A 14717-nucleotide genomic window follows, 5' to 3' on the forward strand; every position below is an offset into this window, starting at 1 on the left:
ATGTTTGAAATTGGATGAGAAGTTTACATAAGTGTGATTGCTTTTTTGTAGATGTTTATTTGCGCGTATTTGAAGGAGGAATTATGGCATGAACTACGATTGCATTATTGTCGGTGGGGGGATCGCCGGACTGCAAGCAGCGATTCAATTGGGCAGATACAGCAGTCATCGGGTACTTGTGATAGATTCGGGCTATGGTCGATCAACGCTGTGCCAGCAGTATCATAATATTTTGGGCTTTCCAGACGGGATTTCTGGTGACGAGCTACGACGACTCGGACGTAGTGAAGCCACGAAGCTAGGCGCAGAACTTATTGATGGCAAGGCGCTAAAAGCGATCAAGCGAGATGAGTTTTTTGACATTGAAGTGGAGACAGGTTTAGTATATACGTCAAAAACGCTATTATTAGCCACAGGGCTAACGGACCGTTTTCCAAAACTGGAAGGGTTACAAGCCTGCTTGGGCAACAGTGTGTATGTATGCCCGGACTGTGACGGATACGAGGTCCAGGATCGCAGGACGGTCGTGATGGGGGCGGGCAAAGCGGGAGCTTCCATGGCTTTAATTTTGTCAGCACGTACCGATCAACTGGTTTATGTCAATCATGAGCGTTCAGAAGTACCGAACGAGCTGATCGTCAAGCTGCGGGAAAAAGGGATCGAATATAAGGAGTCAGCCATTATTGAGATTATCACCGGACAACCGGGCTGTTTTGAGGGAGTGCAGTTGGCTGATGGACAAGTCGTTCGAGCAGAACGGGGCTTCTTAGCTTTTGGAAGCAACCATGTTCATTCAGAGCTGGCGGAGCAACTAGGTGTCCGTCTGCTGCACAACAAGCATATTGAGACTCATCCCCGCAGCAAAATGACCAACGTGGAGAATGTGTGGGTTGCCGGAGACTTAGGGGCTCATGCCGAGCAAGCGACTGTAGCGATGGGAGAAGGAGCGATGTCAGCAATCTGGATACACAAGGTATTATCCGGGATGAAAACAAAAGTACCGCAACTCTGAGAGCTGCGGTTTAGAACGATGGGCGTGTACTTGGTTGAAGATGAGGCTCGAAGCGTCTTAATTGATCGCTCATGCCATACTTGCGTAAAATTTCCGTCTGTTTGGTACCGATGAGATCAAAATGAGGATAGGGCTGACGCTGATGTATATATTGAGGGTCCAATCCGTTATGGTTGCACCATAAGCGCAGCTTATCCAAGTTAGAACAGCCCACCTTGGTGACCGTTGTAATGCCTGGAAAACGGTCATCCAGCCAGTAATGCGTTAGAAAAGCAATCTCGCCACGGCTGACTTCTCTTTTCCAGGTCAGCAGTTCCTGCCGGGTAATGCCAAATGCCATCGGTCTCATCCTTTCCTGGCTCATTCCTGAAATCATGTGCTATTGCTGCGATTGTCCCATTATTTACGTTTTACTGCTTGTATTATGATCCACATGGAGTAACACAATAACAGGAGAGCGAGTGGCGATCTCCTGTTATTGGTTTAGAGCCATCTTTCGGCCCAGCTCTCCACACCATTCAATGCATCACCTAGCTCTTTACCTTTACGTGTCAGCGAATATTCGGTACGTACAGGCCGCTCTGTGATGACATTGCGAAGGATTAGGCCCGAAAGCTCTAGTTCCTTGATGCGCTCGTTCAGCATGCGTTTGCTAAGGTCAGGTATGGAAACTTGAATTTCACTAAATCGTTTGGGATGTTCCATCAAAGTATGAATGATGAGAGCGGTCCATTTTTTGCTGATGATCTGAAAGGACTGTTCTACCTTACCGCACAAAAGCTTAGGCTGCCTGTCGTCGCTCATCTGAATCCCCTCAATTTCATTGTTGTTTTAAACAGTATACTAAAAGTAACTCTGTATACCAATAGTAACTATAATGCTTTGTATCAACTGTGACAATTTTAACAGTTTTTTCTCTTTCATATCATCAATCATACCACAGAAAACGTTATCATTACAGGATATATCGAATGTTCACGATTTCGCTAAAATTTGATTGACTTGCCCCTTATTTTGGGTGTATTATGGGTTACGTTAATTCCTCAGGTAACTTTTAATAACCTCATCTTTTATAATGGGAAGAAGGAATATTTCATGGATTCAATGACATTTGTCTTATTTGGAGCGACAGGGGATTTGGCCAAACGCAAAATTTACCCTGCCTTGTATAATTTGTTTGTAGAAGGTAAAATTCCGGCTTCCTTTTCTGTAATTGGGATGGGGCGTCGTGAAGTGGCTAACGAGCAATTTCAAAGTAATGTAGAGCAATCCATTAAGGATTTTTCCAGACATGTGAACGATGACCGTGCACAGATGGATCAGTTCTTAAGTGCTTTCCGTTACTGTGCATTGAACGTTAACCACCCGGAAGATTATAAAAAGCTGCTACAGCTTGCTGAGCAACGTGAAAATGACTTGGGAATTCCGGGGAACCGCATGTTTTACTTATCGGTGGCACCGGAATTTTTTGATGTGATTGCCCACAACATTCGCGAAAGCGGTTTGGCAGAAACAAAGGGTTGGAAACGACTCATTATTGAAAAACCATTTGGGCATGATTTGGAATCGGCTCGTGAGCTGAATGATCGCCTGAGCAGAACCTTTGCTGAGGATGAGATTTATCGTATTGACCATTACTTAGGTAAGCCGATGGTTCAAAACCTCGAAGCCTTGAAATTTGCTAATCCATTGCTTCAAGGGGTATGGAACAATCAATACATTGCTAATATACAAATTACCGCTTCTGAGACTGTAGGCGTAGAGGAGCGAGCAGGGTACTACGATCACTCCGGCGCTATTCGTGATATGGTACAAAATCACATGCTGCAGGTGCTGATGATGACGGCTATGAACAAGCCGGGACATATCACGGCAGATCAAGTGCGGGACGAAAAAAGTAAGGTAATGGACGCGCTTCGTGCCCTTGATCCTTCCGATATTGCTTCCAACGTAGTTAGAGGACAATATACCGCAGGTGAGATCAACAGAAAAGCAGTTCCTTCCTATAAAGAGGAGCCAGACATCGGACCTGATTCGCAAAATGATACGTTCATTTCAGCCCGCCTTTGGATTGACAATGAACAATGGTCGGGTGTGCCGTTCTATATTCGTACTGGTAAACGAATGAAAGAAAAATCCACTCGTATCGTCGTGGAATTTAAAAAGGATATTACAGACCCTTATGCTGCTCAAGGTCAACCAACAGACCCGAACTTGCTGATCATCCATGTTAACCCGGATGAAAAGGTAACGCTTCGTCTCAACAGTAGAGATCCGCTAAACAACGGCCAGTTAGAGACGGTTCTGATGAATTATCATTCCGAGGCCAAGGATGTTCCAGAAGCCTATGAACGTCTCATCTTTGATGCGCTGCGCGGCGATTCCACCTTTTTTGCTCATTGGAACGAAGTGGAGCTTTCATGGGTGTGGGTTCAACCCGTACTCGAAGCCTTTGCCCGTGGCGAAGTTCCGCTTCACACGTATGCGGCAGGCTCTTACGGCCCAGCAGCTTCTGATAAATTGTTGGAAGAGCAAGGCTTTACATGGTGGTTGGACGAAAAGTCCGAAAGTGCTGAAAAAGCAGTCGTTCGTTCTTAATCCAACCCAAAAGTAGGTACAAAAATATATTTTGCTACGGCAGGAGGCCTTTATAATGCAAGTAGGATTAATCGGTTTGGGAAAAATGGGTTTGAATCTTGGTAAAAACTTGATCGATCATAAGCACGAAGTTGTAGCTTACGACGTCAATGCAGCTGCAATCCAAGAAATGAAGGAGTATGGAGCTACAGGTGCTTCTACTTTGGAAGAGCTTGTGCAAGCAACTCAATCCCCGAGAGTACTGTGGATCATGGTTCCTCACCAAATCGTGGATTCTGTGCTGGATCAGCTTCAACCCATGTTGTCCAAAGGGGACATCATTATTGAAGGCGGAAATTCTCATTACAAAGAATCCATTGCTCGCCATGCTCGTCTGAAAGAATACGGTATCAGCTTCATGGATGCAGGAACTTCCGGCGGGATGGAGGGTGCACGCAATGGTGCTTGTTACATGATCGGTGGCGATCCAGAAGCCTGGGCAGTTGTTGAGCCGATTTTCCGCGATACAGCGGTGGAAAATGGTTATTTGTATGCAGGTAAATCCGGTAGCGGACATTTTCTGAAAATGGTTCACAATGGTGTGGAATACGGTATGATGGCTTCCATTGGTGAAGGCTTTGAAGTACTTGAGAAAAGCAACTTTGACTTTGATTATGAACAAGTAGCGCGCGTGTGGAACAATGGTTCTGTTATCCGCTCTTGGCTGATGGGCTTGACTGAACGCGCATTTTCCAAAGATGCAAACCTGGACGAAATCCGCGGGGTTATGCACTCTTCCGGTGAAGGTAAATGGACGGTTGAGGAAGCGCTGGACCTTCAGGCAGCAACTCCGGTCATTGCCTTGTCCTTGCTGATGCGCTACCGTTCGCTGGATGTCGATACATTCAACGGAAAAGTAGTTGCAGCGCTGCGTAATGAATTTGGCGGCCATGCTGTAGAAAAGAAGTAATAATAACGTTATAAGTTAGCATCTATCCCCGTAGCTTTATGACTGCGGGGATATTGCTATATATTTTGAGCATCAGGTTTTTGTAAAATTCCCACTTATGCATATTTTTCCTTGTATATCCGCACAATAGGTAAAAAAAGGCGGAAGGATGACTTGCATATGTGCAAAAGATTTTCGTTATCGGCTGATTTAGATGAGGTAAGGGACCATTTTGGTATACAACGGGTGATGTATTATTATAAAACACGTTATAATATGAGTCCCACTCAGCATGTTCCAATTGTGTTGCATCAGGATGGAGAACGAGTGCTTGATGAATTTCGCTGGGGATTTATTCCCTATTGGGGCAAGGATTGTGTCAATGCAGACCTGAATACCGTTCGGGTAAATCCTAGCTATCGCAAGATGGCGGAAACCCGTCGCTGCATTATTCCTTGCAATGGATTTTATTATTGGCGGAAATTAGGCAAACGCATGTGTGCCGTCCGAGTGGTACTGCCGGAGCAAAAGATGTTTGCGGTCGCGGGGCTGTATGAAATATGGCAGGATAGTCGAAAGGAACCGTTACGCACCTGTACGATGATGACGGTTCAGGCCAATACGGATATACGTGAATTTGACAGTCGTATGCCGGCTATTTTGGAAGCGGACCAAATAGATTCATGGCTAGATCCGTCGATCCAGAACATCGATGAGCTGCTGCCCTTATTACGCACGTATGAGCAGGGTGATATGAGCATCTATCCGGTGACCCCGCTGGTGGCTAATGATGAACTTGATAGCCGTGAATGCATTCAGGAAATGGATTTGCAGTGGTCCTGGATTAAACCTTAACGTATGAAGATTTATATGCATTATTGATCATAAGCTTCCCGCCGCCTGCATAGGTATGTATTGGGGAACAAGCGTCATAATCCGGGGAGAGGGGAAACGGCCGAAGGAGTATCTCATATGGGATGGAGGCGATTGGAATGAGTAACGATACACTCATCCAGCTGCTGGTGCTCATGGTGACGATCATCGGTCTGGTCCAAAACCGGTAACTGACAGTTCCAGAAGGCGGGAGAATTGCCGTAGGCAATCTTCCGTTTTTTTTGCGTAAAAAAGCTCGCAGATTCGGGAAGCTTACGGTACAATAAATGCTGGACTACAGGTGACAAGACACCTGAATATACGTCTACATACGATGCATTGTTAAGGGAGAGCGAATCATGAGCGAATTAACTTCATTACCCCCAGCTAAAAAAAGGAAATTATTGTTCAGCGCAGGGCTTAGCTGGCTGTTTGACGCTATGGATGTCGGGCTGCTTTCATTTATAGTGGCAGCGTTGGCTAAGGAGTGGCATCTTGGATCAGAGCAGATTGGTCTGCTGACTGCGATGAATTCAATAGGAATGGTGTTTGGAGCCGCCTTGGCGGGGATTTTGGCAGATCGTTACGGCAGACGCGCTATATTAGTGTGGACCCTGTTGATCTTTTCCATTGCCAGTGGCTTGTCTGCTTTGGCTACAGGTCTCGGTATGCTGCTGGTGTTGCGCTTTATTGCCGGTGCAGGCTTAGGTGGAGAATTACCTGTTGCTTCGACACTGGTGTCAGAGTCAGTGCCTGTCAAAGAACGGGGAAGAGCAGTGGTGCTGCTGGAAAGCTTCTGGGCGGCAGGCTGGATTCTCTCGGCTCTTATTGCTTATTTTGTTATTCCGAAATACGGTTGGCAGCTGGCTTTTGTTCTCGGCGCAGTGCCTGCCCTGTATGCTCTTTATTTGCGCAGAGCTATTGAGGATTCACCTCGGTACAAGCAGCAGAGTGTCAAACTTCCGTTACGTGCACGATTGGCTGCGATTTGGTCAGGACCTCATCGCAAATCTACACTAATGTTGTGGATTTTATGGTTTACAGTGGTATTTTCATACTATGGCATGTTCCTGTGGCTGCCGAGCATAATGTTTATGAAAGGATTTGAGCTGGTTAAAAGCTTTGAGTATGTCCTGATCATGACACTTGCACAATTGCCTGGTTATTTTACCGCTGCCTATCTGATTGAAAAGCTGGGCCGCAAATTTGTACTTATTATCTACTTGCTGCTCACGGCAGTGTCTGCAATTTGGTTTGGTACCTCGGAAACGGCAGGGATGCTGTTGGCTGCCGGTATCTGCTTGTCCTTTTTTAATCTCGGTGCATGGGGAGCCATGTATGCTTATACTCCGGAACTGTACCCGACCGCTGCCCGTTCTACCGGTGTGGGTATGGCAGCTGCATTCGGCCGAATCGGAGGCGTGATTGGACCTTTTGTGGTCGGAATACTCGTAGGACAAGGCATAACGCTATCATCCATCTTTGCGATTTTCTTCATAGCCATCCTGATCGGCGCAGTTGCTGTATGGCTGCTGGGTACTGAGACGAAAAATCAAGAGATTGCCTAACCTTTACATTCACCTATGTAAAGATTCATAATACAAGAGAGAGGAGTGACCTGAAATGGAGCATACCTTTCTGCTCAAGGCAGACTGGAACGGGGGACGCAACAGCGACGGGCGTATTGAGGCCGGACAGTTGCGGACTGCGATTTCAATTCCGGCTGAGATGGGAGGCCCTGGTGTGGGCACCAATCCGGATGAAATGTTGCTCGGCGCAGCTGCTACTTGCTATCTGATTACTTTGGCGGCGATGATGGAGCGTGCCGGTCTCCCGGTGGTTTCACTGACACTGGAATCCGAAGGGATTGTCGATGTAACGAACAACATTTTTACATATCGCCGAATTGTGCATCGTCCGCGAGTTCTATTGTCCGTTGAAGCAACAGACGGGCAAATCGAACAAGCATTGCGCCTTGCAGAGCAAGCCGAGTCCTCATGCATGATCTCACGTGCGGTAGCAGGAAATGTAGCATTGTCTACAGAACCTGTGGTGGAGCGCACCGCTTAAAGCAACAATATTTGTACCAGGAGCAATTATTCCAATTGCCCATCATTTTTTTAATCTAAGGAGGACACAACCATGACAGCACAACAAAAATTGCTAGTATTCGCAGGCTCTTACGCCGAATTGGAAGGTAACGGAGTTTATTCGTACACTTTTAATGAAGAGACAGGAGCCCTGACTTTACAGGATGAGTTCTCCGGCTTGAAAAATCCTACATTCCTGAATGTGGACGTTAAAAATCGGAAGCTGTATTCCATTGGAGAGACGACTTCCGCCGCAGGAGCGAAGGTAGGCGAAGCTTCCGCTTTTGAAATCGACCCGGTTAAAGGCACATTTACATTGTTGAATCGTGCGGAAAACGTAGGGTCCACAACTTGCCACATTCAGCGTGATCCATCCGATCGTTACCTGATTGTAGTCAGCTACCATGGAGGTATGGTCGGACTGGTATCCCTGACTGAGGACGGACGTATCGGTGAGTTGCTGGATGTTAAACAGCACGAGGGCAAAGGAGCGCATCCTGAACGTCAGGATCGTCCGCATCCACATTCCAGTTTCTTTAGCCGGGACGGTCGCTTCCTGTTCGTACAAGATCTCGGTCTGGATCTGATCCGTGTTTATACTATTGACGATAGCAAAGGACAGCTGGTGCTGCACGGTGAAACGAAAACCCATGCAGGCGCAGGTCCACGTCACTTGACGTTCCACCCGAATGGTAAGTTTGCTTTTGTTATTAACGAAGTGAACTCTACCATTACTTCTTTTGCATATGATGCAGAAGCTGGCAAGCTCACTGAGCTGGAGAGCGTACCGACATTGCCGGCTGACTTTACTGGCGAAAACACAACTGCAGAAATTGCGATTTCCCAGGATGGCGCTTATCTGTACGGTTCTAATCGTGGACATGATAGCATCGTGGTGTACGCTGTAGACACAGCGACTGGCAAGCTGAGTCTGGTAGAGCATGTATCTGCTGAAGGCGAGCATCCGCGTCATTTTGCTTTGACACCTAATGGTGACTATATGCTCGTGGCTAACCGCGACACCAACAATATTGTTACTTTCAAAGTGGACAAGGCAAGCGGTCGCTTGACTTACACCGGACAACAAGTAACTGTGTCCAAGCCAGTATGCGTACAGCCTTTCTACTTTTCTGTGTAAAATAGGACAACATCTATATCATGCGGATTGATGAAGTAACATAAAAATTTATTATTAGTAGAAACGGCTTGCAGGATAACCTGCAGCCGTTTTTACTTTAACGCTCAGTCATTTCTAAATAGGTCATTGCCAACAATAATATTCAGAAGTTTTAAGATCACAAATAGGATACGAATAATTACGGTAAGAAAAGGGTACATATGTTATAAGCAGAATAGCTATCCCATATGTAAATTTAGGACAGGCACTGTGACTTCATATAGAAGTTGGAGATTTTATATGAGGATGATAAGGATAAACTCTAAAAAGAGGGAGGGATTCGCATGAAAATAATCATTACACAAAAGGAAGCCGTCGATAAAGGCATTTGGACAGAGATTATGGGGATGTTTGCTGTAACCAAAGAGGACGAGGTATGGCAAAATGAAGAGTTTATTCTCACCGAGGAACAGGCCCGGCAGGTAGGATTACTAAAATAACAAAGATAAAATAGGACATGTCATCAAGTTTTAAGACCAAGTCTTAAAAAATCGTAACTTATTTTTTATGTATCTGATACACTTTTTAACCGTTGAAAGTTTATGATAGGTACACAAGGGTAATGAAGCTTACAGACACCGTGTACATACCCAAACGGCAAGGAGAGATCAGACATGATGAAATTAGCTTCGAAATGGACCGTATTGACTTTGATGATGATGCTGATTACGACGGCAGGGGCAACAGCGCAAGGCTACACACCTGTAGCAGCAGCTGAAAATCAGGAGACCGTATATATAAATCAAATGGACATTCGCAATGGACAAATGTATTTGTCAGCAGATCCGATTGAATGGTACGAAGGCGCAGCAGCGAACAAGGCATTTTTGGAGCATGAAGGAAATACAGGATTGGATGGAGCGCCGGACGGCTATTACATCGTAAACAATACTGTGCAAAATGACGTGTATCAGATTGCGCCAGATGCTTCGGTAGAGGTGCAGATTTATGATCACACGGGGAATATAGAAGACACAGATGTGCAATGGAACGAATCTATTCCGTTGGCGCAGTTTGAGAAGGATTTTGCAAAAAAGGATGTGTTGGACCTCAGCCAATTTCCATACCATATTACGCTTCGTGACGGCAAGGTTGTAAAAATCGTGCAGCAGTTCATTCCTTAAACAGAAATAAGCTCATATAGGCACGTGCTTCTCTTACTTGATCACAGATCAGGGAAGCACGTGTTTTTTATATTTTGTAACAAAAAAAGTAGGATATCCACTCCCTAAAGGGTGCGGACATCCTCTTTTCTTCATATATATGATTAGAACGATTTTGCTGCGTCTACTGCACGTTGTACGGCAGAAGCAACGATTTCTTGTGCTTGGTCTGGAGCTTGGTTATGTCCTTCCAGTACAACCTTCACGATGTCTTTTACGCCGAAGAAGGTTAAGATGTTGCTCATGAAGTTCAAAGACATTTCAGCAGCAGCAGCTGGTCCTTCGGAATAAACGCCGCCTCTTGCATTCAACAAGGCTACTTTAGTGTCAGTTACAAGACCTACCGGACCTTCTGGAGTGTATTTGAATGTTTTACCAGCTTGGTTCAAGTAGTCAATGTATGTGTGCAGTACAGCTGGAATAGTCATGTTCCAGAGCGGGAAAGCAAATACAACTTTGTCTGCTGCCAGGAATTGATCCAGGTAACCATTGGCAATGCTTGCCAGGCGAGCTTCTTCTGCATTCAATTCCATACCTCTAGCGGATTTGAACGTGCCGTTGATCATGTTAGCGTTCAGATAAGGCAGCTCAACGGAGAACAGGTCCAGCTCAGTGATTTCATCAGATGGGTGGGAAGCCTTGTAGCTTTCCACGAATGCGTTATACAATTTAACTGTTGCAGATTCTTCAGCTGTACGATCATTAGCTTTGACAAATAATACTTTAGACATGATTTATTTCCCCCTAAGTAAGTTGAATAAGTAAGTTTAGTTAGTAAGTTACCACGTAATATTACAATATAAAGATAATATCTGTCAACACTTCTATATTAAATTTACTTTGAACAGCTACTTTATTTTTTACACTGTAAAATTTGCGTGTTTCTTTTGCAAAATATCATTTTTGCGGTAAAATTTAAATGTAAAGTCTAATGAAGAGAATGAATTGAATAGGCGAAGAAGGAAATAACATGGTGCCGGGAAGATTCAATACCATAGTTGAACGAAAAAAGGTGAGTAGCTTGAAGATAGGTTTTTTTGATTCGGGATTGGGTGGAATTACAGTATTGTCTGAGGCGCTAAGACGTTTGCCAAATGAAAATTTTGTTTACATGGCGGATACGCTTCATGTTCCTTACGGGACGAAAACACCCCAAGAGGTGCTTGGTTATGTCAAGGCTTCGGTACAAATGATCCTCAAAGAGGATATAAAAGCATTGGTAATTGCCTGCAATACGGCTACAAGTATCGCGGCAGCGGAGCTAAGGAAGGAATATAAATTTCCGATCATCGGCATGGAACCAGCAGTGAAGCCAGCGGTCGAAATGAATCGAACCAATGGTAAAAGAGTGCTGGTGCTGGCGACACCATTGACTTTAAAACAATCCGGTTATGCAGCGCTGGTATCGAGAGTTGATGATCACGGGAGTGTGGACTCACTGCCTTTGCCAGAGTTAGTACAATATTGCGAACAGTTGAATTTTGACCGTACAGAATTGTGCAACTATTTTAGCCATAAGCTGTCTTCGTTTAACCTAGACATTTATGGTACGGTTGTGTTGGGATGTACACATTATCCATTTTATAAGGAAATTTTGAGAGAACTGCTGCCTTCTCATATCCAGCTGATTGATGGGAGCCAGGGAACGGTCAGACGCTTGAAACAGGTGCTGTCTGAGCGTAATTTGCTGGCAGATCCGATAAAAACAGTCCAACCGCAGGAGGGACACGTCACGTTTCGATGTACCAGTCAGGATAAGGCCTATGTTCATAAGATGGAGCGGGCGCTTGAAATCTATGCGGAGCATGAAAAAATATATTTTTAAGAAAAGAACGGCTGGCGAACAGGTAGGCTAGACCAACAATCCGAAGCGCCAGCCTCATTATTTTTAGCTCAGATGTATAGGAGGTTTTACATGGACATTCAACTCATCCTGAATGAGCTTTATGAAGCAGGCGTGCTTGAAAGCCATATGCAAAATCTCAAACCGCTGACAGGCGGAACTTCGAGTGAAGTGGTTGTTGTCATGGACGGTACCAGGCCGCGATATGTGATTAAGCAAAATGATCCTGCGATTGTAAAAGCCGAGGCGGAGTTTCTGTATACCTATGCACAGATTGAGAAATTATCTCGTTTGGTCTATGTTGCCCCCCTTCATCGTTATTTGGTCTACACGTTCAAACCAGGGTTCACAGGGCAATATTGTGAAGGAAATAAAGGGGAGTTGCTGCTCAGTCTGGTGACCAAGGTTATTGCCCATTATAAATCTTTTGGAGAAGAACATGACTATGGTTATTCGGATCATCGGTTCGTCCATACCCTTGTGGCCGGAACGCCGCAACGCAATCTTAAATATTTGCTTCATGGCGATTTCGGAGTACATAATTTTGTGTTTGCCGAAAATGGTACATTATAATTTGGAAAAGTCTATACAGTTCTATCAGAATGTACTAGGCGGAAAACTGCTGGTTAAAGGACGTAAGCTGGCTTATTTGGATTGCCTGGGAATGTGGTTGGCTCTCAATGTCACCATTTTACCCGGACGAGAGCGGAATGAACAGGATAAAAGATCGGTCTATTTTACAGATCCAGACGGACATAAGTTCGAATTCCACACAGGACAATTACAGGACCGCTTGGAATATTATAAAAAGGATAAAAAGCATATGATTTTTTACGAATGAGTAAGCGTTATCACAAAAAGTATGGGCATGTTTTGGATTTACATACTGAAGCGGGAGGAATACAGAAGGATGTCATTGTCGCAGGAAAGTGGCTCTAAGCAAGCGCAGGCCGTTAAAACGATGACGGTTTTCGCGATTACTTGGCCGATCTTCATAGAAATGCTGTTTCATATTTTGATGGGCAGCGTGGATACGTTCATGCTCAGCCATCTCTCTGATGAGGTTGTATCGGCTGTTGGTGTATCGAGACAGTTAATTGAATTTACGGTTATACTCTTCAATTTGCTCGGTCTTGGAGTAGGTGTGATCATTGCTCAGCTTTTGGGTGCGCATAAGCATGTGGACGCAAGTCGTGTTACCGCATCGGCACTAACCTTTAATCTGGTATTTGGGCTGGCGCTGAGTTTGATGTTTATCGTGAGCCGGGACTTTTTACTATCTTTCTACCATATTACACCGACAATTAAGGAGAATGCAGAAATCTATATGATGCTGGCAGGGGGTTCGCTGTTTCTGGAAGCCCTTATGCTAACCGCAGGGCCGGTGATTCGCTCGCATGGTTTTACCAAAGATACGATGATCGTAGGCATCGGCATGAATATATTACATATTGTGGGGAATGCATTGCTCATATACGGCTGGTTTGGTCTGCCGCAAATGGGGGTAGCGGGAGCAGCGATTTCAACGGTGATTAGCCGCGTTGTAGCATGTGTGTGGATTTTTATACTGTTGTACAAACGTGTAAGTGCGCCGATTCGCATCCGATATTATGTGCAGCTTCAGTGGAGCAAGCTGGTGGCGATCCTGAAGATTGGTATTCCTGCCGGGCTGGAATGGCTGTCTTATCAGCTTAGCCAAATGATGGTGACTCGATTTGTCAGCTTTATGGGTACAACGGCGATTGCCACTCATTTTTATACGAATACGATTGTGTACTTTTTTATGGTATTTGGAATGGCGGTAGGTGAGGGGACCGAAATTATTGTGGCTCGCCTGATTGGAGCTGGAGACAAGGAAAAAGCGTATCATCAACTTTTACGGAGCCTGAAATGGTCTCTAGTTATTACGATTGCTGTGATCGTGGCCGTATCCTTTTTCCGATATGAAGTGATGGCAATCTTCACGGATGAGCCAGCAATCATTCAATTGGGGGCAGCGATTTTGTTGTTCTGTATATTGCTGGAGCCAGGCCGTGTGTTCAACCACGTGGTCATTAACTCCTTGCGAGCAGCAGGAGATGTTCAGTTCCCGTTAATGATGGCCATGATTTCAATGTGGGGGATTAAAATCCCGCTGGCATATGTGCTGGGTATTCATATGGGTTATGGTGTGCTGGGTGTGTGGATTGCACATGCATGTGATGAATGGGTACGAGGTATTTTCCACTATCTGCGCTGGAAAGGCCGGAAATGGCAGCACAAATCGCTGTTATCTAAGGCTGAGCTACAAGCGGAATCAATGTAAGATTCATAGAGATACTAGAGCAGACATTTCCAATTGGATTGGTTGATGTCTGTCTTTTTTTGCAAAAATAAGCAAAATGGGATGTTCAAACTTTTCAAAAATTGCTAGAATATAGTAACCTCAAATGCTGTAGAGGTTTTCAAAGTTTCAAAGACGGATGGTTTCCGATTGAATCCATGAAGGAGGGAATAGGATGGAACGTAAAGTGCATATCATTCCTTACCAAGTGATCAAGCAGGAGCAACAAGTGAATGAAATACCGCGAGGTGTGGAGCAGATCCAGGCTCCTGCGGTATGGAACCAGACTCGAGGCCGAGGCATAAAGGTGGCGGTGCTGGACACGGGCTGTGATTCGGACCATCCAGATCTGAAGGCACGCATTATTGGCGGCCGCAATTTTACGGATGATGATGAAGGTGATCCGGAAATTTTCAAGGATTACAACGGTCACGGTACACATGTAGCAGGAACCATTGCGGCAGCTGAAAATGAAGCAGGTGTCGTAGGTGTCGCCCCGGAGGCGGATCTGCTCATTATCAAAGTTCTAAACAAGCAGGGCTCTGGTCAATATGACTGGATTATCCAAGGTATCTATTATGCAATTGAGCAAAAGGCAGATATTATTTCGATGTCGCTGGGCGGTCCCGAGGATGTGCCTGAGCTTCATGAAGCAGTAAAAAAGGCTGTAGCCAGTCAAATCCTGGTCGTCTGTGCAGCCGGAAATGAGG

General features: G+C 45.2%; 17 protein-coding genes. 14 read left to right on the forward strand and 3 right to left on the reverse strand.

The window, feature by feature from the left end; genetic code table 11:
• The first annotated feature begins 88 nt into the window (after positions 1–88).
• Positions 89–1012 (forward strand): NAD(P)/FAD-dependent oxidoreductase, encoded by a 924-nt coding sequence (locus AC5V8P_RS14980; protein WP_064797967.1) that lies wholly within the window; start codon positions 89–91, stop codon positions 1010–1012.
• A gap of 10 nt (positions 1013–1022) precedes the next feature.
• Here the strand turns inward: AC5V8P_RS14980 and AC5V8P_RS14985 are convergent, their stop codons facing one another.
• Both AC5V8P_RS14985 and AC5V8P_RS14990 read right to left on the reverse strand, forming a co-directional pair.
• Positions 1023–1352, reverse strand: coding sequence for a hypothetical protein (locus AC5V8P_RS14985; RefSeq protein ID WP_064797966.1), 330 nt, complete (start codon positions 1350–1352; stop codon positions 1023–1025).
• 143 nt (positions 1353–1495) lie between these two features.
• Positions 1496–1816 carry a winged helix-turn-helix transcriptional regulator gene (locus tag AC5V8P_RS14990; RefSeq protein ID WP_014599691.1) on the reverse strand — a complete coding sequence of 107 codons (321 nt, stop codon included), beginning with the start codon at positions 1814–1816 and terminating at the stop codon, positions 1496–1498.
• A gap of 291 nt (positions 1817–2107) precedes the next feature.
• Here AC5V8P_RS14990 and zwf point away from each other — a divergent pair, with 291 nt between their 5' ends.
• The 8 genes from zwf to AC5V8P_RS15030 all read left to right on the forward strand — a co-directional run bounded on the left by zwf (position 2108) and on the right by AC5V8P_RS15030 (position 9802).
• Complete coding sequence (gene zwf, locus AC5V8P_RS14995; RefSeq protein ID WP_064797965.1) at positions 2108–3610, forward strand: glucose-6-phosphate dehydrogenase; 1503 nt, start codon at positions 2108–2110, stop codon at positions 3608–3610.
• Between the two features lie 55 nt (positions 3611–3665).
• Positions 3666–4559: a phosphogluconate dehydrogenase (NAD(+)-dependent, decarboxylating) gene (gene gnd / locus AC5V8P_RS15000; RefSeq protein ID WP_063208713.1), complete on the forward strand. Its 894-nt coding sequence runs from the start codon at positions 3666–3668 to the stop codon at positions 4557–4559.
• Positions 4560–4718: 159 nt separating this feature from the next.
• Positions 4719–5393, forward strand: a complete 675-nt coding sequence (locus AC5V8P_RS15005) for an SOS response-associated peptidase (protein WP_063208711.1) — start codon at positions 4719–4721, stop codon at positions 5391–5393.
• 377 nt (positions 5394–5770) lie between these two features.
• Complete coding sequence (locus AC5V8P_RS15010) at positions 5771–6979, forward strand: MFS transporter (RefSeq protein ID WP_063208709.1); 1209 nt, start codon at positions 5771–5773, stop codon at positions 6977–6979.
• A gap of 55 nt (positions 6980–7034) precedes the next feature.
• Positions 7035–7481, forward strand: coding sequence for an OsmC family protein (locus AC5V8P_RS15015; protein ID WP_063208707.1), 447 nt, complete (start codon positions 7035–7037; stop codon positions 7479–7481).
• A 72-nt stretch (positions 7482–7553) separates the two neighbouring features.
• Entirely contained in the window at positions 7554–8639 is a 1086-nt protein-coding gene (locus tag AC5V8P_RS15020; RefSeq protein ID WP_064797964.1) for a lactonase family protein, read from the forward strand.
• 323 nt (positions 8640–8962) lie between these two features.
• Positions 8963–9118 (forward strand): hypothetical protein, encoded by a 156-nt coding sequence (locus AC5V8P_RS15025; RefSeq protein WP_167669725.1) that lies wholly within the window; start codon positions 8963–8965, stop codon positions 9116–9118.
• A gap of 174 nt (positions 9119–9292) precedes the next feature.
• Positions 9293–9802 carry a hypothetical protein gene (locus tag AC5V8P_RS15030; RefSeq protein WP_063208703.1) on the forward strand — a complete coding sequence of 170 codons (510 nt, stop codon included), beginning with the start codon at positions 9293–9295 and terminating at the stop codon, positions 9800–9802.
• A 143-nt stretch (positions 9803–9945) separates the two neighbouring features.
• On the opposite strand, the gene AC5V8P_RS15035 is transcribed toward AC5V8P_RS15030, so the two are convergent.
• Positions 9946–10572, reverse strand: coding sequence for an FMN-dependent NADH-azoreductase (locus AC5V8P_RS15035; RefSeq protein WP_064797963.1), 627 nt, complete (start codon positions 10570–10572; stop codon positions 9946–9948).
• 239 nt (positions 10573–10811) lie between these two features.
• Here AC5V8P_RS15035 and murI point away from each other — a divergent pair, with 239 nt between their 5' ends.
• The 5 genes from murI to AC5V8P_RS15060 all read left to right on the forward strand — a co-directional run.
• Positions 10812–11666: a glutamate racemase gene (gene murI / locus AC5V8P_RS15040; RefSeq protein WP_064797962.1), complete on the forward strand. Its 855-nt coding sequence runs from the start codon at positions 10812–10814 to the stop codon at positions 11664–11666.
• Between the two features lie 90 nt (positions 11667–11756).
• Entirely contained in the window at positions 11757–12257 is a 501-nt protein-coding gene (locus AC5V8P_RS15045) for a hypothetical protein (RefSeq protein ID WP_231116957.1), read from the forward strand.
• Entirely contained in the window at positions 12244–12525 is a 282-nt protein-coding gene (locus tag AC5V8P_RS15050; protein ID WP_064797961.1) for a VOC family protein, read from the forward strand. The genes AC5V8P_RS15045 and AC5V8P_RS15050 overlap by 14 nt, the downstream gene beginning before the upstream one ends.
• 69 nt (positions 12526–12594) lie before the next feature.
• On the forward strand, positions 12595–13989 hold the full coding sequence (locus AC5V8P_RS15055; protein ID WP_064797960.1) for an MATE family efflux transporter: 1395 nt from the start codon (positions 12595–12597) through the stop codon (positions 13987–13989).
• 193 nt (positions 13990–14182) lie between these two features.
• Positions 14183–14717, forward strand: a 535-nt coding sequence (locus tag AC5V8P_RS15060; RefSeq protein WP_495473704.1) for a S8 family serine peptidase, incomplete at its 3' end; no start/stop codon positions are given.

The organism is Paenibacillus sp. N119s (assembly GCF_059447605.1).

Excerpts from the sequence above, each read along its gene's own strand:
- AC5V8P_RS14980 (WP_064797967.1), top strand. The coding sequence starts at position 89 with ATGAACTACGATTGCATTATTGTCGGTGGGGGGATCGCCGGACTGCAA.
- AC5V8P_RS14985 (WP_064797966.1), bottom strand. The coding sequence starts at position 1,352 with ATGGCATTTGGCATTACCCGGCAGGAACTGCTGACCTGGAAAAGAGAA.
- AC5V8P_RS14990 (WP_014599691.1), bottom strand. The coding sequence starts at position 1,816 with ATGAGCGACGACAGGCAGCCTAAGCTTTTGTGCGGTAAGGTAGAACAG.
- zwf (WP_064797965.1), top strand. The coding sequence starts at position 2,108 with ATGGATTCAATGACATTTGTCTTATTTGGAGCGACAGGGGATTTGGCC.
- gnd (WP_063208713.1), top strand. The coding sequence starts at position 3,666 with ATGCAAGTAGGATTAATCGGTTTGGGAAAAATGGGTTTGAATCTTGGT.
- AC5V8P_RS15005 (WP_063208711.1), top strand. The coding sequence starts at position 4,719 with ATGTGCAAAAGATTTTCGTTATCGGCTGATTTAGATGAGGTAAGGGAC.
- AC5V8P_RS15010 (WP_063208709.1), top strand. The coding sequence starts at position 5,771 with ATGAGCGAATTAACTTCATTACCCCCAGCTAAAAAAAGGAAATTATTG.
- AC5V8P_RS15015 (WP_063208707.1), top strand. The coding sequence starts at position 7,035 with ATGGAGCATACCTTTCTGCTCAAGGCAGACTGGAACGGGGGACGCAAC.
- AC5V8P_RS15020 (WP_064797964.1), top strand. The coding sequence starts at position 7,554 with ATGACAGCACAACAAAAATTGCTAGTATTCGCAGGCTCTTACGCCGAA.
- AC5V8P_RS15025 (WP_167669725.1), top strand. The coding sequence starts at position 8,963 with ATGAAAATAATCATTACACAAAAGGAAGCCGTCGATAAAGGCATTTGG.
- AC5V8P_RS15030 (WP_063208703.1), top strand. The coding sequence starts at position 9,293 with ATGATGAAATTAGCTTCGAAATGGACCGTATTGACTTTGATGATGATG.
- AC5V8P_RS15035 (WP_064797963.1), bottom strand. The coding sequence starts at position 10,572 with ATGTCTAAAGTATTATTTGTCAAAGCTAATGATCGTACAGCTGAAGAA.
- murI (WP_064797962.1), top strand. The coding sequence starts at position 10,812 with ATGGTGCCGGGAAGATTCAATACCATAGTTGAACGAAAAAAGGTGAGT.
- AC5V8P_RS15045 (WP_231116957.1), top strand. The coding sequence starts at position 11,757 with ATGGACATTCAACTCATCCTGAATGAGCTTTATGAAGCAGGCGTGCTT.
- AC5V8P_RS15050 (WP_064797961.1), top strand. The coding sequence starts at position 12,244 with ATGGTACATTATAATTTGGAAAAGTCTATACAGTTCTATCAGAATGTA.
- AC5V8P_RS15055 (WP_064797960.1), top strand. The coding sequence starts at position 12,595 with ATGTCATTGTCGCAGGAAAGTGGCTCTAAGCAAGCGCAGGCCGTTAAA.